The organism is Bifidobacterium sp. LH_389, assembly GCF_056357235.1.
Genome location: NZ_JBKEVR010000003.1, coordinates 329,255 through 351,451 on the forward strand (window position 1 = coordinate 329,255; position 22,197 = coordinate 351,451).

Annotated in this window: 16 protein-coding genes and 1 other RNA gene; 12 read left to right on the forward strand and 5 right to left on the reverse strand. The window is 66.8% G+C overall.

Translation table 11 applies throughout. The annotated features are described in order from the left end of the window. Positions 1-34 precede the first annotated feature (34 nt). Entirely contained in the window at positions 35-799 is a 765-nt protein-coding gene (locus AC1AZA_RS05540; RefSeq protein WP_476513738.1) for an aspartate kinase, read from the forward strand. 96 nt (positions 800-895) lie between these two features. Beyond that, positions 896-1,459: an ACT domain-containing protein gene (locus tag AC1AZA_RS05545; RefSeq protein ID WP_476513739.1), complete on the forward strand. Its 564-nt coding sequence runs from the start codon at positions 896-898 to the stop codon at positions 1,457-1,459. A gap of 150 nt (positions 1,460-1,609) precedes the next feature. Here AC1AZA_RS05545 and asd read toward each other — a convergent pair whose 3' ends face one another. Continuing rightward, positions 1,610-2,704 (reverse strand): aspartate-semialdehyde dehydrogenase, encoded by a 1,095-nt coding sequence (gene asd / locus AC1AZA_RS05550; protein ID WP_476513740.1) that lies wholly within the window; start codon positions 2,702-2,704, stop codon positions 1,610-1,612. 134 nt (positions 2,705-2,838) lie between these two features. Here asd and AC1AZA_RS05555 point away from each other — a divergent pair, with 134 nt between their 5' ends. From AC1AZA_RS05555 to nagA, 3 genes are all read left to right on the forward strand, one after another. Then, complete coding sequence (locus AC1AZA_RS05555) at positions 2,839-3,459, forward strand: DUF5701 family protein (protein WP_476513741.1); 621 nt, start codon at positions 2,839-2,841, stop codon at positions 3,457-3,459. 101 nt (positions 3,460-3,560) lie between these two features. Then, entirely contained in the window at positions 3,561-4,373 is an 813-nt protein-coding gene (nagB, locus tag AC1AZA_RS05560; RefSeq protein ID WP_476513742.1) for a glucosamine-6-phosphate deaminase, read from the forward strand. Between the two features lie 73 nt (positions 4,374-4,446). Continuing rightward, entirely contained in the window at positions 4,447-5,709 is a 1,263-nt protein-coding gene (gene nagA / locus AC1AZA_RS05565) for an N-acetylglucosamine-6-phosphate deacetylase (protein ID WP_476513743.1), read from the forward strand. A gap of 40 nt (positions 5,710-5,749) precedes the next feature. Here the strand turns inward: nagA and AC1AZA_RS05570 are convergent, their stop codons facing one another. Continuing rightward, positions 5,750-7,159, reverse strand: a complete 1,410-nt coding sequence (locus tag AC1AZA_RS05570) for a metallophosphoesterase family protein (protein ID WP_476513744.1) — start codon at positions 7,157-7,159, stop codon at positions 5,750-5,752. Positions 7,160-7,368: 209 nt separating this feature from the next. Here AC1AZA_RS05570 and leuA point away from each other — a divergent pair, with 209 nt between their 5' ends. Then, the gene (leuA, locus tag AC1AZA_RS05575) at positions 7,369-9,279 is read left to right on the forward strand and encodes a 2-isopropylmalate synthase (RefSeq protein ID WP_476513745.1); all 1,911 of its coding nucleotides are present in this window, start codon (positions 7,369-7,371) and stop codon (positions 9,277-9,279) included. Between the two features lie 175 nt (positions 9,280-9,454). Here the strand turns inward: leuA and AC1AZA_RS05580 are convergent, their stop codons facing one another. Further along, positions 9,455-11,794 carry a transglycosylase domain-containing protein gene (locus AC1AZA_RS05580; protein ID WP_476513746.1) on the reverse strand — a complete coding sequence of 780 codons (2,340 nt, stop codon included), beginning with the start codon at positions 11,792-11,794 and terminating at the stop codon, positions 9,455-9,457. A 260-nt stretch (positions 11,795-12,054) separates the two neighbouring features. Between AC1AZA_RS05580 and AC1AZA_RS05585 the strand changes: the two genes are divergently transcribed. Beyond that, entirely contained in the window at positions 12,055-13,197 is a 1,143-nt protein-coding gene (locus tag AC1AZA_RS05585) for an inositol-3-phosphate synthase (protein ID WP_476513747.1), read from the forward strand. Between the two features lie 511 nt (positions 13,198-13,708). On the opposite strand, the gene glf is transcribed toward AC1AZA_RS05585, so the two are convergent. After that, positions 13,709-14,869: a UDP-galactopyranose mutase gene (glf, locus tag AC1AZA_RS05590; protein ID WP_476513748.1), complete on the reverse strand. Its 1,161-nt coding sequence runs from the start codon at positions 14,867-14,869 to the stop codon at positions 13,709-13,711. Between the two features lie 104 nt (positions 14,870-14,973). On the opposite strand from glf, the gene ffs reads away from it, so the two are divergent. The 5 genes from ffs (at position 14,974) to AC1AZA_RS05615 (ending at position 21,179) form a co-directional block, all read left to right on the forward strand. Continuing rightward, positions 14,974-15,070, forward strand: an RNA gene (gene ffs / locus AC1AZA_RS05595) — signal recognition particle sRNA small type. A gap of 23 nt (positions 15,071-15,093) precedes the next feature. Next, positions 15,094-16,254 (forward strand): phosphatase PAP2 family protein, encoded by a 1,161-nt coding sequence (locus tag AC1AZA_RS05600; RefSeq protein WP_476513749.1) that lies wholly within the window; start codon positions 15,094-15,096, stop codon positions 16,252-16,254. 81 nt (positions 16,255-16,335) lie between these two features. Then, positions 16,336-19,239: a type I DNA topoisomerase gene (topA, locus tag AC1AZA_RS05605; protein ID WP_476513750.1), complete on the forward strand. Its 2,904-nt coding sequence runs from the start codon at positions 16,336-16,338 to the stop codon at positions 19,237-19,239. A 153-nt stretch (positions 19,240-19,392) separates the two neighbouring features. After that, the gene (gene tmk, locus AC1AZA_RS05610) at positions 19,393-20,037 is read left to right on the forward strand and encodes a dTMP kinase (protein ID WP_476513751.1); all 645 of its coding nucleotides are present in this window, start codon (positions 19,393-19,395) and stop codon (positions 20,035-20,037) included. Continuing rightward, positions 20,034-21,179, forward strand: a complete 1,146-nt coding sequence (locus AC1AZA_RS05615) for a DNA polymerase III subunit delta' (protein WP_476513752.1) — start codon at positions 20,034-20,036, stop codon at positions 21,177-21,179. The genes tmk and AC1AZA_RS05615 overlap by 4 nt, the downstream gene beginning before the upstream one ends. 294 nt (positions 21,180-21,473) lie before the next feature. Here AC1AZA_RS05615 and AC1AZA_RS05620 read toward each other — a convergent pair. Next, positions 21,474-22,197: transposase (locus tag AC1AZA_RS05620; protein ID WP_476513753.1), on the reverse strand; the 724-nt coding region annotated here is incomplete at its 5' end.

Genomic DNA, 22,197 nt, shown 5'->3' on the forward strand with positions numbered 1-22,197 from the left:
TGCAGGCGAACACCCCGGAGAAGATTGGAAAGTCGTGGCTCTCATCGTACAGAAGTACGGCGGCTCGTCGGTCGCCGATACCGATTCGATCAAGCGCGTGGCCAAGCGCATCATCGAAACCAAAAAGAAGGGCAACAAGGTTGCCGTGGTGGTCTCCGCCATGGGCGACACCACCGATGACCTCATCGATCAGGCCATGAGCATCGACGGCAATCCGCCGGAGCGTGAAATGGACATGCTTATGACCGCCGGCGAGCGCATCTCGATGAGCCTGCTGGCCATGGCCATCCACGCCGCCGGATCCCGCGCGCACTCCTTCACCGGGCAGCAGGCAGGCTTCCTCACCGATGCACGCTACGGTGCCGCACACATCAAGGCCGTGCGCCCCGCGCGCGTCGAGCAGGTGCTGGACGAAGGCGAAGTGGCGATCGTCGCCGGCTTTCAGGGCATCAACGAGGACGGCGACCCGACCACGCTCGGCCGCGGCGGGTCCGACACGTCCGCGGTGGCCCTTGCGGTGGCTCTCGGCGCGGACATCTGCGAAATCTACACCGACGTGGACGGCGTGTTCACCGCCGACCCGCGCATCGTGCCCACCGCGCGCCGCATCCCCTTCATCGACTACGATTCCATCCTTGAAATGGCATCCTGCGGATCCAAGGTGCTTGCCCTGCGCTGCGTGGAATACGCCCAGCGCTTCAAGATGCCCCTGCACGTGCGTTCCTCGTTCTCCCACCGCCCCGGCACACTGATCGTGCCCGACGGCGTGAACCCGCGCACCCTGCCCAACATCGACTGAACCGAAGACAACCCGAAAGAACGAACGAAGCGAACAAGACGGGCGGGACGCGACAGCGATCGTCCGTCCGCAATCTCGCGTGAAAGGCAATCAACAATGAGCGACAACACCACATCCATGGGAGATCTGTTCCCCGACCTTGGCCCCGAAGCCCCGGTCATCTCCGGCGTGGCGCACGACCGCACCGAAGCGCTGGTCACCGTGCGCGGCGTGGCGAACGAACCGGGCATGGCCGCCAAGGTATTCAGCGAACTGGCCACCGCAGGCATCAACGTGGACATGATCGTGCAGGCAGGCGCCTCCACCGGCACCGCGGACATCTCCTTCACCGTGCCGGAAACCGCATGCAAGAAGACCGAGGAAGTGCTCCAGCAGTCCCACGACGACCTCGACTACCGCGAGTTCGACGTGGACAAGGCCGTGGGCAAGGTGGCCGTGGTGGGCGTGGGCATGAAGACCCACTCCGGTCTGGCCGCGAAGTTCTTCAACGCCCTGAGCGACAAGGGCATCAACGTGCTCATGATCTCCACCTCCGAGATCCGCATCGCCGCACTCGTGCCGCTCGCCCAGCTCAACGACGCCGTGCGCGCTCTGCACACCGCCTACGGCCTTGACGCCGATCAGGTGGAAGCCGTGGTGTACGGCGGCACTGGACGCTGACCGCGGTCGGGTCTGCAAACTGACGCATGCAGGTCCGAATCGTGTAGGTCCGAATCGTTGAACGCATAGAACGGCAGGGGCTCCCCGTGGCGGATCGAACCGCTACAGGGAGCCCCTGCCGTTGGAGGCGCCGCGTTACTTGGCTGCCGTTTACTTGGCCTCGATGTAGCCGAGCGCCTTGAGCATCTCCGCACATTCGAGTGCACCGCCCGCAGCGCCGCGCAGCGTGTTGTGCGCAAGACCCACGAACTTCCAGTCGAAGATCGAATCCTCGCGCAGACGGCCGATCGACACGCCCATGCCTCCCTCGTAGTCCACGTCGAGCTTCACCTGCGGGCGATCATCCTCGGTGAGATACTGGATGAAATGCTTCGGCGCGTGCGGCAGGCCGAGCTTGGCCGCCTCGGACGTGTAGTTCACCAGACGGTCGACAAGCTCCTCCTTGGTGGGATTCTTGCCGAAGTTCAGGAACACCGTGGCGGTGTGGCCGTTGAGCACGGGCACGCGGATGCACTGCGAGGTGATCCTGAGCGGGCCCTCGAACGGCACGATCTGCCCGCTTGCCTCGTCCACGTGGCCGAAGACCTTGAGCGGCTCCTTCTCGCTCTTGGCCTCCTCGCCGGAAATGAACGGAATGATGTTGCCCACCATCTCGGGCCAGTCGCGGAACGTCTTGCCGGCGCCGGAAATCGCCTGATAGGTGCTCACCACCACCTCGCGCGGCTCGAACTCCTTCCATGCGGCGAGCGCCGGCGTGTACGCCTGAATGGAGCAGTTCGGCTTGACGGCGATGAACCCGCGCGTGGTGCCCAGACGCCTGCGCTGGTACTTGATCACGTCGAAGTGCTCCGGGTTGATCTCCGGAACGACCATCGGCACGTCCGGCGTCCACCGATGCGCGCTGTTGTTGGAGACGACCGGGGTCTCCGTCTTCGCATAGCGCTCCTCGACGGCGCGAATCTGATCCTTCGGCATGTTCACCGCGGAGAACATGAAATCCACTCCCGAGGCGACCTTTTCGGCGTCGTCGCCGTCGACCACGGTCATGTGCCGGACGAACTCGGGCATGGGGGTTTCCATCTTCCAACGGTCGCCCACGGCTTCCTCGTACGTCTTGCCGGCACTGTGCGCGGAGGCGGCCACGGTGACCAGCTCGAACCACGGATGGTTCTCGAGCAGGGTGACGAAACGCTGGCCGACCATGCCGGTGGCGCCCAGGACGCCCACCTTCAACTTTTCGGACATAACAACCTTCTGGCTTTTCTGGCTTTGCGGATGCGTGCGCATGCACGTGACCACCAATTCTACGGGCGCATGTGCGGCGGGCGCTTGCCGTTTCCACATGGTAGAAGACGGCGGGCGTGCTCTACACTGGAAGCATGTCGAAGGCATCCGTGGAAGCGCAGCATCAGCTGGACCGCATCGTGGCGCTGGGGTATCCGGACGTGGCGGACATGAGCGCCGCCGCGTTCCGTTCGCTCGCCAAGCCGCTCATCGCGGCGCTCGAGCATACCGATCTGGACGAACGCATCCTGCTCGTCCCCACGCGCGAGCTGGTGTCTCCGGAGTCGCTGATCGCCCGAACGTCCATCAACCGCATGGCCGGATTCACCACCATGCCCCCGCGAGACATTGCGAGCTTCCTGCCGCAGGACGGGTTCGAGCCGCCGGAAGGGCCGTTCTACATTGTGGTGGAGCCGCATACCGGCACCAAGTACACCAATCGGGAACCCGACGTGGCGCGCAAGCTCATCGATTCGGACGAGCGCATTCCGCTCACGCTGGAGGAGGGGCTTGCCATAGCCACGCAGCATCCCATTTGGCTCAAGGAGAAGAACGGATTCAACTTGCTCGGCTCGCGCAGTGCGGACGGGCGCGTGCCGAGCATCTGGATGAGTCAGAATGCACCTAGGCTGGGAGCCGTGTGGCCGAATTCCAAGCACACGTGGCTCGGCAATGCGTTCTGCATGGGGCGGCGGGGCGTCTCGCTGTTCCGCTGAAACCGGGGCTGCGCCGGCGGGCGTGTCGCGGAGGGGTGCGGCGTCCGGGGATGGTCGCATGATTATTTATGTAAACATACCTAACAAGGAAGTGGTGTGATATGGCGGAAGTCATCATCGTCAAGAATCAGGAGGAGGCCGGGGCGCTGTACGGCCGATGCGTGGCGGATCTCATCAAGCGCAAGCCGAATGCGGTGCTGGGGCTGGCCACCGGTTCCAGCCCTCTGGCCGCGTACCGGGCGCTCGCCAAGATCGTCAAGGAGGAATCGATTGATGTTTCCGGCGTGCAGGGTTTCGCGCTGGACGAGTACATCGGTCTGCCGTTGAGCCACCCGGAGTCCTACCATGCGACCATCCATCGCACGGTCGTGGGGCCTTTGGGCCTCGACCCGGCCAAGGTGCACGTGCCCGGCGACGTGCTGGATGGCACGCCCCTCGAGGACGGCGAGAAGGTTGCGGGCGCAGGTGCCGCGTACGATGCGGCCATTGAGGCGGCAGGCGGCATTGACGTGCAGATTCTGGGCATCGGCACCGACGGGCACGTGGGATTCAATGAACCCGGCTCGTCGCTTGCCTCCGGCACGCGCGTGAAGACGCTCACCGAGCAGACCCGCATCGACAACGCCCGCTTTTTTGACAATGACATTAACAAAGTGCCCACGCACTGCATCACGCAGGGCATCGGCACGATCATGAAGGCGCGGCATCTGGTGCTGCTCGCGTTCGGCTCCGGCAAGGCGGAGGCCGTGGCGGAGACGGTGGAGGGCGGCATCAGCGCGTTCTGCCCGGCCTCGGCGCTGCAGATGCACCCGCACGCCACGATCATCGTGGACGAGGAGGCTGCCGGTCGTCTGCGCAACAAGGACTACTACCGGTATTCGTTCGAGCACAAGCCGGCCTGGCAGTCCATCTGACGAAGGCCGGCCCATGCGCGAGGCGTTGGACGCTGACGGGCAGACGGAGACGGACAAGGAAAGGCGGAAACGAATGGACGTTCGTGAACGGACCGAGACCGTGGCGCGCGTGACGGCGGCGCTGCGGGGCAAGCCCGAAGGCGCGTTCGTGATACGGCACGCCGTGAAGGCCGATGCGCGCGGCATACTGCCCGGTGCGTGGGTGAGCGTGACGGACGACGGCGCGATCGACGCCGTGGGTGTAGGCGATGCGGATTGCGAGACCCGCATCGCCCGTCTGGGCGGTTCCGGCCGCGTGGACGTGATCGACGCCGGCGGCATGCTCGTCACGCCCGGATACGTGGACATCCACGCGCACGGCGGCTGGGAGCGCTCGTTCGACGACCCGGGCCCGGACGCCATTGACACCGCGCGTGCATGCCATATGCTGCATGGCACCACGCGCCAGGTGCTCTCGCTCATCACCAACCCGCTGGACGTGATGGAACGCAACCTCCGGCGCGTGAAGGTTGCTGCAGCCGCCCGCCCGGACGTGCTCGGCTCGCATCTGGAGGGGCCGTTCCTCGCGTTGAGCCGCAAGGGCGCGCATGATCCGAACTGCCTGACGGATCCCACGCCGGAACGCGTGGAGCGGCTGCTCGAGGCGGCCGACGGCTCGCTGCGGCAGATCACGCTCGCCCCGGAGCGTGCGCACGGCATGGAGGCGATCCGTCGCTTCGCCGCCGCAGGCGCGGTGCCTGCCGTAGGCCATTGCGATGCCGACTACGCCACGGCTCGGGCGGCATTCGACGCCGGCGCGCGCATCATGACCCACATGTTCAACGCGATGAATGGCCTGCACCACCGCGAGCCCGGTCCGATCCCGGCCGCCGCGGAGGATGCGCGCGTGACCGTTGAGCTCATCAACGACGGCTTCCATGTGGCGGATCCGGCCCTGCGGCTGGGACTGGGGTTTGCGCCGCACCGGATCGCCTTCGTGACCGATGCCATGGCCGCCACAGGTTGCGAGGATGGCGCCTACAAGCTCGGCGCGCTCGATGTGACTGTGACGGACGGGCATGCGAGGCTCGTGTCCAACGGAGCCATCGCCGGTTCCACGCTCACCTTGGACGTGGCCGTGCGGCGTGCCGCGCGCGAGCTCGGCATGGGGCTTGCGGATGCACTCGAGGCCGCCACGCTTACGCCGGCGCGCGCGCTGGGCCTCGACCGGCCGAATACCGTTACCGGAGCCCCGCTCGGTCTCGTGGCCCCGGGTTATGCGGCGGATCTGCTGCTCACCGATCCGGGCACGCTGGAGGTCCGCCACGTGTGGTGCGCCGGACGCCGGGCCTTGTAAGCACCGCCGCCGCTGCACGCACGTGCCGCGCGCGGTGCCGCTAACGGCGCAGACGGCGGATGCAGACGGCGGCGAGCGAGGAGACCAGCGCTGCGAGCGTGGCGAAGACGGTCGGGCGGCGCAGCTGGTCGCGCAGGGTGGGGCCGCCGGTCACCAGATGGTCGCCGATGAACGCGCGCACCTCGTTGTGGCTGTAGCGCTCCACCAGGTCGCCGTAGGTGAGCATGCGCGTGACGTAGGCGGACGGATCTGATTCCCGGAATTCGAACAGGCGGATGCCTCGCAGGCGGGACTTGGGCCCGTAGGAGGCGAATCCGCAGGTGGGTGCGTAGCCCAGATCCATGCCGTCCACGTGGCCCACGAACGCATTCTTGTGGTCGTGGCCGCAATAAAGTGCGAAGTAGCCGCCGGCCCGTTGCATCGCCTCCACCTCGCCGCAGTTCACGTCCGCGCAGCCGATCGACTCGCCGAGCACGGAACCGGGGCGGCACACCGAGCGGTCCAGCACGTAGCAGCGGCCGGCGAACGTGCGCGCCCCCTCCACGGCGTTGGGTGTGAAAGGCGGAACCTCCTTCAGGCACCGGTAGAACTCCTGCGGGGGAATGTGCTGGAAGGCGATCGCGGGCACGGGACGGCCGTCGCCGTTGCGACTGGCCAGAGTGCGCTGCACGTCCCCGAGCCAGGCCAGCGCGGCGGGCGTGGGCGTGCCGTAGCCGTCCGAGTCGGCCAGATCGAGGCCGCGCGGATTGGCGGCGTACTGCGACGGCGTGGGATGCTCGGACTTGAGGTGTGCGGACGGCTCGCCGTCTACGGTGTCCGCGGGGGAGGGATCCTCGGTGGCGTAATCGCCGGAGTTGACCATCATGACGCTCATGGCGACGCGACCGGAGCCATCGGACGCCTCGACGGGCAGGGCGAACGTGCCGGGCTCGCAGGCGAGTGGCGTGCCAGGCACGGGGTTCAGGCATCCGTCGAACCGGCGGTAGAGGCCGTCCTGCTCATCGGCGAGGATGCCGCACTGAAAGTCGTGGTTGCCGTACGTGGCGGCGAACGGCACGCCCGCACGCACGATGGGCCCGAGGAATCCGGCGAAGCAGCGGCTCACCTTGGCGCGCGCGTCCTGAAGCAGCGTGTCCCGGTCGGTGACGGTCTCGGGCGGATCGGGCAGGCGGGCGCCGCCGAACGTGTTGCGCCACCACGCCTCGAGCCGCGTCACCTCGCGCACGTGGTCGCCGGGCCGGTCGTCGCGCCGGCGCAGGAACGTGCGCATCCAGGCGGGGTCGTAGCCGCGGATCTGATCGCCGGTGAACACCACCAGATCCGGATCCGCCTCGCGGATCGCCGCCTCGATGAGCGCCACGGTGTCCGGATCCACGTCGGGACCGTCCTGGACGTCCGCCATCTGTAGAACCCTGAAGCTGCCGTCCGGCCGGAAACGCAAAGTCGTCATGGCTTCCACTCTAGCCCCGGGCCTGCCTCGCGCAGCGGGCTCGCCGGGCTTGCGGCATGGCAGCCGCTATGTGGCACGGGCGCGGCGTTGGGCGGCGCAGACGGTACGATGGGATGCTGTTACGGGCATGTAACGTGCCCGGCAACGCAAATGCAGCGTGCATCTGCCCGAAGGCGGCGATGCGCCGATTTTCAAGCAAAGGAGGAGTAATGGGTCAGGATCAATCGTCCGTGTTTGATCTTGCGGCCGTGGCCGCAGCGTCCAATGGAGGGAACAACGACCCGCTGCTGCCGCCGGCGCGTTTCATCGGTTCCCCGCAGAAGCCCAGCGCCATGCCGTACACCAAGTACGCGGCGTACGACAGGCAGATCCCGTTCGACTACCCGGAGCGCACGTGGCCGGAGAAGAAGATCCGCCGCGCCCCGCGCTGGTGCTCGGTCGATCTGCGCGACGGCAACCAGGCCTTGGTGAACCCGATGGATTCCGAGCGCAAGCTGCGCTTCTGGAACCTGCTGGTCTCCATGGGCTTCAAGGAGATCGAGGTGGGCTTTCCGTCCGCCTCGGAGACCGATTTCGACTTCATCCGCATGCTCATCGAGCGCGAGCTCATTCCCGACGACGTGACCATCGTGGTGCTCACCCAGTGCCGCGAGCACCTCATCCGCCGCACGTACGAGGCGCTCAAGGGCGCCAAGCGCGCGATCGTACACTTCTACAACTCCGTGTCCGTGCTGCAGCGCGAGGTCGTCTTCCGCAAGGACAAGGAGGAGATCAAGCAGCTCGCCACGGACGCGGCCGAGCTGTGCAAGCGTCTGGAGGGCGAGGCGAAGGGCATCGACCTGTACTACGAGTACTCGCCGGAATCCTTCACCGGCACCGAGCCGGAGTACGCCGTGGAGGTGTGCAACGCGGTGATCGACGTGATCAAGCCCACGCCGGAGCGCCCGATGATCATCAACCTGCCGGCCACCGTGGAGATGACCACGCCGAACGTGTTCGCCGACGAGGTGGAGTACGTCTCCGAGCACCTCAAGGACCGCGAATCCGTGGTGCTGTCCCTGCACCCGCACAACGACGAGGGCATGGGCGTGGCCGCCGCCGAGCTGGGCATCCTGGCCGGCGCGGACCGCATCGAGGGCTGCCTGCTGGGTAACGGCGAGCGCACCGGTAACGTGGATCTGGTCACGCTGGGCCTGAACCTGCTCACGCAGGGCGTGGACCCGCAGATCGACTACTCGAACGTGCCGGAGATCCGCAAGACCGTCGAATACTGCAACCAGATCAAGATCTCCGAGCGCCACCCGTACGCCGGCAACTTCGTGTTCACCGCGTTCTCCGGCTCGCATCAGGACGCCATCAAGAAGGGCCTCGAGGCCCGTCAGGTGGCCGCCGACCGCGCCGGCGCCGCGCTGGAGAACTTCGTGTGGCTCGTGCCGTACCTGCCGATCGACCCGAAGGACATCGGACGCACGTACGAGGCGATCATCCGCGTCAACTCGCAGTCCGGCAAGGGCGGCATGGCCTACCTGCTCAAGACGAACCACAACCTCGACCTGCCCAAGCGCCTGCAGGTGGAGTTCGACAAGATCGTGCAGAAGTATGCGGACGACACCAAGAAGGAAGTCAAGGACGAGGACATCTGGCGCCTGTTCAAGGACGAGTACCTGCCCGTCGAGGAGTCCGGCGTCACCGCGGCCGGCGCCGTGGTGGGCGATGTGCGCGACGACAGCCTCAGCCAGTGGGGCCGCCTCAAGCTGCTCAAGGTGGCCGTCAGCTCCGGCGAGGACGGTTCGGACACCGTCATCAAGGTCAGGCTGCTCGACCGCGGCGCGGAGCCCGGCAAGGACGAGCCGGTCACGCGCGAGCTGTCCGGCATCGGCAACGGCCCGATCGCCGCGTTCCTCAACGCCGTCTCCAATCTGGGCATCAACGCCTCGGTGATGGACTACGTGGAGCACACTATGTCCGTGGGCACGGACGCCATGGCCGCCTCCTACGTGGAATGCCAGGTGGGCGAGGACTCCGACGCGCGGATCATCTGGGGCGTGGGCATTGACTCCTCGATCATCACCAGCTCGCTCAAGGCCATCATTTCGGGCATCAACCGTTCCGAACGCTGACCGTCCGGTCGTCCGGTCAGCGTGCTGTGTCCGGCGCGGCACTCCGTGGTGTTGCGCCGGCTACGAACGCTCCACCGGACCGTTCGTCGGAGCGCTGACCGCTGACCATATGATGAGGGCCCGTCCCCGGCATTGCACCGGGGACGGGCCCTCACCCGTATATGCGGTATTGCGATCAGTTGCCGCTGTTGCCGCCGTTCGATGCGGATTGCGACGCGGTCGAACCGGAAGACGGTTTGGCGGACGGCGTTGCGCTGGCGGACGCAGAGGCGGACGGCTTCGCGGAGGCGGACGGCGACGCGGATGCGCTGGCGGACGGCTTCGCGGATGCCGAGGGCTTTGCCGATGCCGAGGGCGAAGCGCTGGCGGACGCGGACGGCGATGCCGACTCGGATGCCGATGCCGAATCGGACGGGGTGGCGGAGGCCTTGGGCGACGGCGTGGCATACGTGCGCCGGCCGGTGCCCCACGTGCCGTCGGTGCCGCCGACGGTACCGTTGTCGGTCGCGTCGGGGAACGGTTCGTCGGCCACGCCCTTGAGCGCCTGGCTCATGTACGCCTTGACGAGCGTGACCGGGTATCCCATGGCGTACGAATAGCCCTTGATCTTCGGCATCACCTGCGCGGAGCCGTCCTGCCCGGAGTTCCACAGCGCCACGGTGGTGACCATGGACGGCGTGAACGCGATGAAGCTCACGGCACGGTTGTCGTTCGCGGTGCCGGACTTGCCGGCCATGGTCTTGCCGATGGAACTCAGCGTCTTGCCGGTGCCCGACTCGACCACGCCGGTCAACGCCTTGTCCAGCAGGGCCACGTCATTCGCGTCGAACACCTGCTGCGTGGCCGTGGGCGCGTTGTACAGGTTCTGGTTCGCGGAATCCAGCACCTGCGAGACCATGTGCAGCGTGGCCTTGGCCCCGCCGTTGGCGAACGTGGCGTACGCCTGGGTCATGTCCTTCACGCTCAGACCGTCGTTGCCGAGCACGGTGTAGGACGCGCCCGAGCCCTCGGTGGTGATGGTGCCGCTCACGCCGGCCGTCTTGGCGGTCTCGGCGATCTCCTTGGCGCCGAAATGGTCACCCAGATGCTGGGCCATGTCCATGTACACGGTGTTCACCGAATTGGCGGTGGCGGTGTACAGATCGATGTATCCGTAGCTCGCATTGCCGGAATTGCTCATCTTCTCGCTCAGACCGGTGAATGCGCGCGGCGAATTGCCGTTGAACACCGTGTCGAGGCTCGTGCCCTGCTCGATGGCGGTGAGCAGCGCGAACGGCTTCATGGTGGAGCCCACCTCGTAGGTGGCCTGCGTGGCGTTGTTGAGCTGGTGGGTCAGGTAGTCCTCACCCGCGTAGATGGCGATGATCGAGCCGTCCTTCGGGTTGGCGCTCATGGCTCCCGCCTGCACGCCGTCCGGCATGGCGTTGGCCGTGGGGCTGGCGGACTGGTAGAGCAGGTCCTGCTTGTCCTTCTGGATGGTGGTGATGATGCGGTAGCCGCCGGTGTCCAGATCGTCCTCGGTGAACGCACCGGAACCGGTCAGCTCGTCGCGTACCATGCGCAGCAGGTAGCCGTCCGTGCCCTCGTACACGTTCTCCAGACTGTATTCGATGGTGGTGGGCATGGCGGCGGACGCCTTCTGCTCGGCGGTGATGTAGCCGTCCTGGGCCATGATGTCCAGCACGCGGTCGAAGCGCTGCTCGGCCATGGTGGGGTTCTTGGCCGGATCCCACGTGCTGGGTGCGGGGATGATGCCGGCGAGCATGGCGGCCTCGGACACGGTCAGATCCTTGGCCTCCTTGCCGAAGTACGCCTTGGAGGCGGCCTGGATGCCGTACGCGCCGCGGCCGAGGTAGATCGTGTTCATGTAGTTGCACAGCACGGTGTCCTTGCTCTCCGTCTGTGCGATCTTGGTGGCCATGATCGCCTCGCGCAGCTTGCCCAGATACGAGGTGGTCTCGCCCATGTAATAGCGCTCGGCGTACTGCTGGGTGATGGTGGAGCCGCCCTGGCGCGTGCCCTTGGTCACGTTGTTGATGAGCGCGCGGCCGATGCCCTTGAGGTCGATGCCGCGATCCGTGTAGAACGTGCGGTTCTCCGAGGCGACGATCGCCTGGCCCACGTAGGCGGGCAGCGCGGTGCAGTCGATGATCTCGCGGTTCTGCGAGGCGTACGAGCCGATCTGCGTGGTGCCGTCCGCGTAGTAGACGGTGGTCTTCTGCGCCATGGCGAACTTTTCCGGCTCGGGGATCTCGGTGGTGACGTACAGGTAGGCGAACGCTCCGATGCCGAGTGCGAGTACGATGCCGATGAATCCGCCGAGGCATTTGAGGATCAGATGGTGCTTCTTGCCGTTGCGGCCGTTGCCGGCGTTCCTTCTGCCGCCGGCGTCGCCGCCCATACCGTGCCGGCGGTGGCGGTTCGACGTCGCCGCGGCCTTGCGTCGTGGGCCCGACGACGATGCCGAGCGGGGGCGGCCTGCGGAGGAACTCGCGGTTCTGGTAACGGTAGTCATGACCCCATACCGTAATGGCCGGGGGTGAAAATGCGGCGGCGGGACGGCAAACGTCCATAGGTTCCGTACATAGATTGTGCTCGTTCCGTGCGGTTCCGTGCGGTTCCGTGCACCGAATGCAAAACGACACCGTTCGCGGGGGTGTCGCATTTGCCTGCATTTTCCAGCGTCTTTTCAGAATATGGCTGGTATTGCACTCAGATGAAACGGTAAGCTGTTCGTTTGGATCGTTTTCCCATTTCCTCAAAAGGAGTGAATACATGAGTATCCGCGTTGCAATCGCAGGCGTGGGCAACTGCGCCTCTTCGCTGGTGCAGGGAGTCGAGTACTACAAGGACGCCAAGGACGACGCCAAGATCCCCGGCATCATGCACGCCAACTTCGGCGGCTACCGCATCCGTGACGTGGAATTCGTCACCGCGTTCGACGTGGACGCCGCCAAGGTGGGCACCGACCTGTCCGAGGCCATCTTCGCCTCGCAGAACAACACCTACAAGTTCTGCGACGTGCCGAATCTGGGCGTGGAGGTACTGCGCGGCCCGACCGGTGACGGTCTGGGCAAGTACTACCGCGAGATGATCACCGAATCCGACGCCGAGCCCGTGGACGTGGCCGCCGTGCTGAAGGAGAAGAAGGTGGACATCCTCATCTCCTACCTGCCGGTCGGCTCCGAGCAGGCGGACAAGGCCTACGCGCAGGCCGCGCTCGACGCCGGCTGCGGCTTCGTCAACTGCCTGCCCGTGTTCATCGCCTCCGACCCGGAATGGGCGCAGAAGTTCCGCGACGCCAAGCTGCCGATCGTGGGCGACGACATCAAGAGCCAGGTGGGCGCCACCATCACCCACCGCGTCATGGCCCGCCTGTTCGAGGACCGCGGCGTGCGTCTGGACCGCACCTACCAGCTCAACGTGGGCGGCGACATGGACTTCATGAACATGCTCGAGCGCTCCCGCCTCGAATCCAAGAAGATCTCCAAGACCCGCGCGGTCACCTCCGTGGTCCCGCACGACATGGACCCGAAGAACGTGCACATCGGCCCGTCCGACTACGTGGCCTGGCTCAATGACCGCAAGTTCGCGTTCGTGCGCCTCGAGGGCACCACGTTCGGCGACGTGCCGCTGAACCTTGAGTACAAGCTCGAGGTGTGGGACTCTCCGAACTCCGCCGGCGTGGTGATCGACGCCCTGCGCGCCTGCAAGATCGCCATGGACCGCGGTCTGGGTGGTCCGGTGCTGTCCGCCTCCGCGTACTTCATGAAGTCGCCGGCCGTGCAGCACGAGGACAACGAGGCCAAGGCGCTCGTGGAGAAGTTCATCACCGGCGAATCCGAGGGCACCGAGGCGCAGCTTGACGCCGACGTGGCCGCCGCCAAGGCCGCCGGCAAGGACGTCTGGCACGCCTGAACGGAGCGTCGGATGCGCGGTCGCCGCGGCGCCGCGGTTGCCGTGAGCGCGTGAGGAAGCATAGCCGCATATAAGGAGGGCTCTCCCCTGTGTGGGGGAGCCCTCCGCTGTTTGCTGCCGTTTTGTCGTTCCGTCTGCGGTTCCGATTGCGGCTCCGCGGCGACGTCGATTGTGACGCGTCGTCCCTTGTCTACCGCGGATAGTCAATTTTGAATAGAGATAGATTAAAAGTTGTTTTGTATTGACTTCTTGGGGTGAGGCCGGAAATCATATTTCCGATTCGTGTGGTTGTTTTCCCGTCTCCGGCCGGATAGCCTCGTTGCAATATGGCCGGAATGCCAACGCCGATATATGGCCGGAGGGCAAAAATCAACCACACGAATCGAAAATGCATTCGTGCGGTTGATCATTGCATGTGCGGCATTCGGCGTGTCGACGCGGCGGTTATGCTACCGCATCGACACGCAATGCTTCCGCCGCCGCATCGACGGCGTGCGCCCGGCGGCTGCCGTCACTTGGCCAGCAGCGGGGCCACCTGCTCCTCATAGGCGGTCAGGGCCGTGTCGATCACGTTGTGCATGTCGTAGTACTTGTACGTGCCGAGCCTGCCGCCGAACACCACCTTCGGCTCCGCGGCGGCCTTGGCCTCGTACTGCGCGTACAGGGCCTTGTCCTCGGCGGTGTTGACCGGGTAGTACGGCTCGTCGCCGCGCTCGGCGAAGCGGGAGTACTCCTCCCATACCACGGTCTTGTTCGGGTTCTGGGAATCCCGGCGCTCCGGGTTGAAGTTCTTGAACTCGATGGCGCGGGTGTAGGGTACGTCCGCATCGGAGAAGTTCATGACCGGGCAGCCGAAGTGGTCGCCCTCGTCGTAGCGGGCCTCCTTGAAGTCCACCGTGCGCCACTTGAGATCGCCCAGCTCGTAGTCGAAGTAGCGGTCCACCGGGCCCGTGTACACCACCGGCACCTTGCCTACGAGTGCCTTCTTGTTCAGCGGCTGGGACTCGTCGAAGAAGTCCACGCCCAGCGTCACGTGGATGCGCGGGTCGTCGATCATGCGCTCCATCCAAGCGGTGTAGCCGTCCTTGGGCAGGCCCTCCCACGTGTCCTTGAAGTAGCGGTTGTCGTAGTTGAAGCGCACGGGCAGGCGCTTGATGATGCTCGCCGGCAGCTCGGCCGGGTCGGTCTGCCACTGCTTGCCGGTGTAGTTCTTGATGAACGCCTCGTACAGCGGGCGGCCGATGAGCTGGATGCCCTTGTCGTTGAGGTTGGTCGGGTCCGTGCCCGCCAGCTCGCCGGCCTGCTCGGCGATGAGCTTCTGCGCCTCGGCGGGCGTGTAGTGCGCGTGGAAGAACTGGTTGATGGTGCCCAGGTTGATGGGCAGCGGGTAGACCTCGCCGTCGTGCGTGGCGTACACGCGATGCACGTAGTCGGTGAACTCGGTGAAGCGGTTCACGTAGTCCCACACGCGCTTGTTGGAGGTGTGGAACAGGTGGGCGCCGTACTGGTGGATTTCCGCGCCGGTCTCCTTGTCCACGTAGCTGTAGGCGTTGCCGCCGATGTGCTGGCGCACGTCGATGATCTCCACCTTCGCGCCGGTGTGTTCGACGGCCTGCTGTGCGACGGTCAGGCCGAACAGGCCGGCGCCCACGATCACCAGATCCGCATCCATGTGTGGTGTCCTTCCGTTTCTTTCATGCAAGATGTTCGTTTCCATGGTACCCGGTGGTTTGCCGGCGCCCCGCGCGCCGAATGGGTAGGGGTGGTGTATACTTGCCAGAGCCTCCACGTGGCGTTACGTCACCCAACTCCCCCAGGGCAGGAATGCAGCAAGGGTAAGTGGCCTCTGACGGGTGCGTGGGGGTTTTCTTATGCCGTCGCGCTACAGTCGTAGGCATGACCGATCATCCGCAGGACATTTCCGGGCAGAATCGCCCCGAACCCACCTTCGCACCGTTGGAGATTGCCGACCCGCAGGAGGTGCGCCGGCCCGTCGTGCGGCCCCGGGACACGGCCGCCGATCAGGGGGCGCACGGCGCACACGGGAGCGTTTCGCGGGGCGCGCATGCGCTCGACATGCTTGCCTCCGACCCGCTCGCCTCCCGCCCGCGACTCTCGAGCGCGGTGCTGTGCGCGCTGCTGGGCGTGTTGCTGTTGGCCGCGGCGGGCGGCGTGTGGTGGCTGGCCGTGCGCACGGTGGCAGGCCAGCAGCTTGACGACATGATCCTCGGATCCTTCTATGAGACCGTGCCCGGGTGGATGACCGGTACGGTCGGCGTGGGGGCGGTGCTCTCGTCGTCGGCGTTCATGATCGGCGTGGCGGTGGCCATGGGCGTGGCGGGACTGGCGATCGCCCTCATGCGCAGGCGCTGGCGGCTCGTCGGCCAGACGGCGGCCTTTGCCGTGATCGCCTACGCGGCGGCCCGCCTGCTCAAGGAACTGCTGCCGCGCGAGACGCTGGTGCGCACGGTGGTGACCGAGTCCGGCGCGCCCCTGATCAACACGGCGCCGTCCGGGCATGCGGTGCTCACCATCGCGGCCGGACTGGTGCTGGTGTGCGCGGTGCCGCGGGCTTTCCGGGCGCTGGCGGCCGTGCTGACCGCCTCGTGGTCCGCGCTGGTATCTGTGCTGCTCATCGCCAACGGATGGCACCGTCCGAGCGACGTCGTCATGGCTTACCTGCTGGTGGGGGGCCTGACGCTGCTGGCGCTGGCGTTCACCCGCGGCTCGGGCATGGACCGTCCGGGCACGCGCGTCAGCTCGGTCAGCGTGCAGATCGCTGCCAGCGTGGCGATCACCGCCGGTGCGATCGCCTGCCTGTACTCGGCGTACGTGGTCTGGCAGTTCGCGCCGTCGCTGGACGTGGGGCCGGAGTGGATGGCGTCCCCGGCGTGCGCGGTGGCGAAGGTGACGATCGCGGGATGCGCGGCGCTCACGTTCGGGCTTGCCTTGGCGCTCCGGCAGCTCACCGCGGCTCCGCTGAGCAAGGCTGGACTGGTCGGCGCCCCTCCCGCCCCGCCTGTGCCGTCTTCACCGTCTGCGCGGGCCGGTGAATAGGGCTGCGTGTCATGCCCGCCGCATGATGTGGGTATGATGGCGTCACGAACGCGTGGTTGGAACGGGATATAAGGAGAAGGCATGGCTACGGCTACCGGGACCAAGGGCACGAAGCTCGTCATTGTGGAGTCTCCCACCAAGGCCCGCAAGATCGGCGGGTATCTGGGCGACGGGTACACCGTGATGGCGTCGGTCGGCCACATCCGCGATCTGGCCCAGCCGAGTCAGGTGCCGGCCGCTTCCAAGGCGAAGTTCGGCAAGTTCGGCGTGGATGTGGACGACGGATTCAAGCCGTACTACATCGTGGATGGCGACAAGAAGAAGACGGTCGCCGACCTCAAGGCCGCGCTCAAGGGCGCCGACGAACTTTACCTCGCCACCGATGAGGATCGCGAGGGGGAGGCGATCGCATGGCACTTGGTGCAGACGCTCAAGCCCAAGGTGCCGGTCAAGCGCATGGTGTTCCATGAGATCACCCCGGAGGCCATCAAGGCGTCGCTGACCAAGACCCGGGACGTGGATGACCACATGGTGGACGCCCAGGAGACCCGCCGCGTGCTCGACCGCCTGTACGGCTACGAGCTGTCCCCGGTGCTGTGGCGCAAGGTCGGGCCGGGACTGTCCGCCGGGCGCGTGCAGTCCGTGGCCACCAGGCTGATCGTGGAGCGCGAGCGCGAGCGCATGGCGTTCGTCCGTGCACCCTACTGGGACGTGACCGCGCTGCTGAAGACGGATGGCTCCCCGGACGAGGAGGCGTTCGAGGCGCGCATGGTCTCGCTCGGCGGCAAGCGTCTGGCCGTCTCCAAGGACTTCGGCGCAGACGGCAAACTCACGCCCGCCGGCTTCAAGGACAACGTGTGCCTGCTGGACGAGCCGCGTGCCGGCGCCGTGGCGGCCGCCCTGCGCGACGCCGCGTTCACCGTGATGTCCATGGACACCAAGCCGTACCGCCGCCGTCCACAGCCGCCGTTCACCACCTCCACCCTGCAGCAGACCGCCGGCAACCGGCTCGGCTTCAGCTCGCGCCAGACCATGCGCGCCGCGCAGGGCCTGTACGAGAACGGCTACATCACGTACATGCGTACCGATTCAGTGACCCTCTCGCAGGAGGCCATCGCCGCCGCCCGTACCGCCGTGGAATACCACTTCGGACAGCGGTTCCTGTCCGAGTCCCCCAAGCAGTACGCCACCAAGACCGCCGGCGCACAGGAGGCCCACGAGTGCATCCGCCCGGCCGGTGCGCAGTTCCGCGATCCGACCGAGATCGCCGCGAAGGTGCCCGCCGACCAGCTCAAGCTCTACACGCTCATCTGGCAGCGCACGCTCGCCTCGCAGATGGCGGACGCGACCGGATCCACCGCCACCGTGCGTCTGAGCGCTCCGGCCGGCGCGGAGGGCGAGGCCGTGTTCCAGGCGTCCGGCACCGTGATCGAGTTCCCCGGCTTCATGAAGGCCACGGGTGAGGGGCGCGGCCAAGGCGCCCAGGGCCAGAAGGACGCCAAGTCCGGCAAGGAGAAGGCCGCCGAGGCGAACGTCTCCCTGCCGCCCATGGCAACCGGCGATATGCTGTCCGCCACCGCCGTGGACGCGGAGGGTCACGAGACCCAGCCGCCGGCGCGCTACACCGAAGCCTCGCTCGTCAAGACACTGGAGGCCAAGGAGATCGGTCGCCCGTCCACGTACGCGTCGATCATCTCCACGATCATCGACCGCGGCTACGTGTACGAACGCGGACGCGCGCTCATCCCCAGCTGGCTCGCCTTCGCGGTCACCAAGCTGCTGGAGACCAAGTTCCCCAAGTACGTGGACTACCAGTTCACCGCGGACATGGAGAACGGCCTCGACCAGATCGCCCACGGCCAGGAGACCGGGCGCGATTGGCTCACCCGGTTCTACTTCGGCTCCGGCGAGGACGCGGCGCACAATGCGGACGAGGCCCACGCCGGCCTGCAGCAGCAGGTCGCGCAGCTGGGGGAGATCGACGCGCGCGCGATCAACACCATCGAGATCGGCGACGGCCTGCACGTGCGCGTGGGCCGCTACGGGCCGTACCTCGAGGACATGGAGCATCTGGACGCCGAGGGCACCCCGAAGCGCGCCCAGCTGCCGGATACGCTCGCGCCCGACGAACTCACCGTGGACGTGGCGCGCGATCTGATCGAGCACCATTCCGGCGGCCCGCGCGAGCTGGGCAAGGATCCGGTCACCGGCGGCACCGTGGAGGTGCGCAACGGGCGGTTCGGCCCGTACGTGGCGCTGGTGGCTCCGGAGACTGCCGCCGCGGACAAGTCGGCCGAGACCGGGGCCAAGCCGGCCGCCAAGTCGCGCAGCAAGGCTGCCTCCGCGCCCAAGCCCAAGATGGCGTCCCTGTTCAAGACCATGAACCCCGAGTCGCTCACCCTGGAGGACGCGCTGAAGCTGCTCAGCCTGCCGCGCACCGTGGGCACGCTCGAGGAGACCAACGCGGAAACCGGCGAGATTGCGCAGTACGTGGTGCAGGCCAGCAACGGCCGCTACGGTCCGTACCTGACCAAGACCGGCCCGGACGGCAAGTCCGAGACGCGCTCGCTGGGCTCGGAGGACGAGATCTTCACCGTGGACCTGGCCGCCGCCAAGGCGCTGTTCGACCAGCCCAAGTACGGGCGCGGACGCGGCAGGGGAACCGCCAAGCCGCCGCTGCGCGAGCTCGGCGCGGATCCCGAGACCGGCAAGAATGTGACCATCAAGGACGGCTTCTACGGCGCGTACATCACCGACGGCGAGACCAACCGCACACTGCCCAAGCAGTACACGCCCGAGTCGATCGAGCCGGCCGAGGCATTCCGTCTGCTCGCGGAGAAGCGCGCCGCCGGGCCGACCAAGCGTCGCACGCGCAGGGCGTCCACGGCAGGCAAGGCGTCCAAGTCGGCGTCGTCCAAGTCGGCCTCCGCGTCCGCGTCGAAGGCGGGCGCCAAGAGGACGGCCGCCAAGAAGACCGCCGAGTAGTCGCATGGCCGAATAGCCGTCCATTCTTTCCAATCTGCGCGCCCCGGAGTGCGGATTGGAAAGTTTGACCGGAAAATGCGGCCGTTCGGGGGTCGTTTTGCGGTCAAACTTTCCAGTTTGCCGTTGGGGCGGCCGGGTGGATATGGTGGGAGCATGACCGGAGTGTTTATTTCGTTCGAGGGCGTGGACGGCGTGGGCAAGACCACGCAGGTCGAGCGGCTGCGTGCCTATGCCGAATCGCTGGGCCGCCGGGCAGTGGTGACCCGCGAGCCGGGCGGCACGGGACTGGGCCGCGCGATCCGACGCATGCTGCTGCACGGCGTGGACGGAGCCGTAGCCGACATCACCCCGCGTGCCGAGGCGCTGCTGTTCGCAGCCGACCGCGCCCAGCACGTGGCCGAGGTGATCCGCCCTGCGCTGGACCGCGGCGACGTGGTGATCACCGACCGCTACCTCGACTCGTCGCTCGCCTATCAGGCCGGCGGGCGCGAACTGACGCCGGCGGAAATCAGGGATCTGAGCCTGTGGGCCACCGACGGCCTGCTGCCGGAACGCACGTACCTGTTGGACATGGACCCGGCGGTCTCCCACGGGCGCCTGACGCACGGCGAGGACCGCATGGAATCCGCGGGAGGCGACTTCCAGACCCGTACGCGCCGGGCGTTCCTCGAGCTGGCGGCCGCCGAACCGCAGCGATTCCGCGTGATCGACGCCGCGCAGCCCATCGAAGGCGTATGGGCGGCCATCAGCGCCGACTTCGACGCGCTGATCGGCGCTGAGGCGGAGGCCCGGCCATGAGCGTGTGGGACGGCATCGTGGGCCAGCGCCCCACCGTCGCGCTGCTGAGCGAACTGGCTGCCGGAGACCCGTCCAGGCTCGCCCAGTCATGGCTGGTGTGCGGCCCTCCCGGCTCCGGCCGGTCCAACATGGCCCGCGCGTTCGCCGCCGCGCTCGAATGCCCCGACCACGGCTGCGGCGTGTGCGACACGTGCCGCCACGTACTCGCCGGCACGCATCCGGACGTGACCGTGCTGGCCACCGACCGCGTGACCATCGGCATCGATCAGGTGCGCGACCTCATCGCCACGTCCGAGCAGACCCCGTCCATCGCCCCGTGGCGCGTGATCATCGTGGAGGACGTGGACCGCATGCTCGAGCGCACCACCAACGTGCTCCTCAAAGAGATCGAGGAGCCCAGCGAGCATACCGTCTGGATGCTGTGCGCCCCGAGCGCGCAGGACGTGCTGCCCACCATCCGCTCGCGCTGCCGCATCGTGAACCTCGCCGTGCCGTCCAACGCCGCCGTGGCAGACTTCCTGATGGCTGCGACCGGCGCCGACCGACACGTGGCCAACCGTGCGGCGAGGCTCGCGGAGGGACATATCGGCGTGGCCCGGCTGTACGCGTCCGACGATCAGGTGATGGCCGACCGCGACGAGCTCGTGGTGGGCGTGCTGAACCTCGCCCGGGCGTCCGACGCGGTGCTGCTGGCCGGCCGGCTCATCGACAGCGCCAACGCGCAGGCCAGTGAAGACGTGGAGCGCAAGGTGGCCGCCGAGGAGGCCGATTTCCGGCGCGTCAACGGCCTTGCGGAGAGGGACCGCATTCCGCCGGCGCTGCGCGGGGCGTTCAACGCGATCGGCAAGAAGGACGAGATCCGCCGGCGCACCACCCGCCGCAGCCGCGACGTGCTCGACCGCGCGCTCAACTCCGTGGCCAGCGTGTACCGCGACGTGGCCGTGCTGCAGAACAACGCCGAGGATGCCGTCGGCCTCATCAATCTGGAGAACCGCACGGCGATCACCGAGCTGTCCGTGCGGCTCGACCGGGACGGTGCCGTGAGCCGTCTCGAGGCGATCGGTACGGCGAGGCGACGGCTGTTCGGCAACGGCAACCCCTCGCTGGTGTTCGAGGCCCTGTTCTGCGCGCTCATTCCGTGAATCCCTGATCTCCGGCTGACACTTGGCGTGCACTGGACGGCAGTCCAAATGAGGAAGTGAAAACGGTCCAAATGAGAAACGGGGGTCTCGCTGTGGCTGTTGGGCAGGGTAGGCGGTATCTGCCGCGCGTATACGATGGCTTGCTGCGCAAGCGGCTTGCGGCCAAGGGGGGTGTTCCTATGTTTTTGTCAACCTTGTGAGGGGTTGATGTGGTCGTGTCCGGGTTGGTTGTGATGGGCGTGCTTCGCTTTGGCCTTGGCGAGGTGCGGCCGTGGCCGGCGCTGGTGGTTTGTTTCAGGCGGCGAGGGTCGGTTCCTGGTAGAGGGTGCCGTTCTTGAGCATGCTGTAGATCACGTCGCAGCGGCGTCGGGCGAGGCAGATGATGGCGGCGTTGTGGTGTTTGCCCTGTTCGCGTTTGCGTTTGTAGTAGGCGGTGGAGGGCTGGTGTTTGGTGGAGGCGACGAACGCGGATTGCCATAGCGCGTTCTTGAGGCGTTTGTTGCCGCCCCGGGCGGGCCGTTCGCCTTTGACGCTGGTGCCGGACTGGCTGGTGACGGGCGCGATGCCGGCGTACGCGGCCAGATGGGCGGCCGATTTGAAGTGGGTGATGTCGCCGCCGATGCCGAGGAGGATGTTGCTTGCGGTCCTGACGCCTATCCCGGGCATCGACGTCAGGACCGTGAGAAGAGGGTGATCGTTGAGGAGCTCCTCGACCTGCGCGGCGAGGGCGCGGCGCCGGTCCCTGATGGTCTTGATGTCGCGGGCGATCGAGGGGATGATGCTTTCGGCCATGGCCGTGCCGGGCACGGTGACGGTCTGTTCGCCGATGGACTTGAACATGTCGTCGATGATGTGTCCGGCGCGCAGTCCCTCGTCCTTGGCCCATTCCCTGACCTGTTCGATGCCGGCCCCGCGCATGCCCGTGGGCCCGCCGTAGCGTTCGAGCAGCGCGAGGGTCGCGTCGCGGGTGGCGCGTTCGCCCTTCAGGACGCGTTCGAACGCGGGATGGGTCTGCAGG

Coding starts and splice junctions, on each gene's coding strand:
- glf (WP_476513748.1), bottom strand. CDS start 14,869: ATGGATGCGGATCTGGTGATCGTGGGCGCCGGCCTGTTCGGCCTGACC.
- AC1AZA_RS05585 (WP_476513747.1), top strand. CDS start 12,055: ATGAGTATCCGCGTTGCAATCGCAGGCGTGGGCAACTGCGCCTCTTCG.
- AC1AZA_RS05615 (WP_476513752.1), top strand. CDS start 20,034: ATGAGCGTGTGGGACGGCATCGTGGGCCAGCGCCCCACCGTCGCGCTG.
- topA (WP_476513750.1), top strand. CDS start 16,336: ATGGCTACGGCTACCGGGACCAAGGGCACGAAGCTCGTCATTGTGGAG.
- asd (WP_476513740.1), bottom strand. CDS start 2,704: ATGTCCGAAAAGTTGAAGGTGGGCGTCCTGGGCGCCACCGGCATGGTC.
- tmk (WP_476513751.1), top strand. CDS start 19,393: ATGACCGGAGTGTTTATTTCGTTCGAGGGCGTGGACGGCGTGGGCAAG.
- nagB (WP_476513742.1), top strand. CDS start 3,561: ATGGCGGAAGTCATCATCGTCAAGAATCAGGAGGAGGCCGGGGCGCTG.
- AC1AZA_RS05555 (WP_476513741.1), top strand. CDS start 2,839: ATGTCGAAGGCATCCGTGGAAGCGCAGCATCAGCTGGACCGCATCGTG.
- nagA (WP_476513743.1), top strand. CDS start 4,447: ATGGACGTTCGTGAACGGACCGAGACCGTGGCGCGCGTGACGGCGGCG.
- AC1AZA_RS05570 (WP_476513744.1), bottom strand. CDS start 7,159: ATGACGACTTTGCGTTTCCGGCCGGACGGCAGCTTCAGGGTTCTACAG.
- leuA (WP_476513745.1), top strand. CDS start 7,369: ATGGGTCAGGATCAATCGTCCGTGTTTGATCTTGCGGCCGTGGCCGCA.
- AC1AZA_RS05580 (WP_476513746.1), bottom strand. CDS start 11,794: ATGACTACCGTTACCAGAACCGCGAGTTCCTCCGCAGGCCGCCCCCGC.
- AC1AZA_RS05545 (WP_476513739.1), top strand. CDS start 896: ATGAGCGACAACACCACATCCATGGGAGATCTGTTCCCCGACCTTGGC.
- AC1AZA_RS05600 (WP_476513749.1), top strand. CDS start 15,094: ATGACCGATCATCCGCAGGACATTTCCGGGCAGAATCGCCCCGAACCC.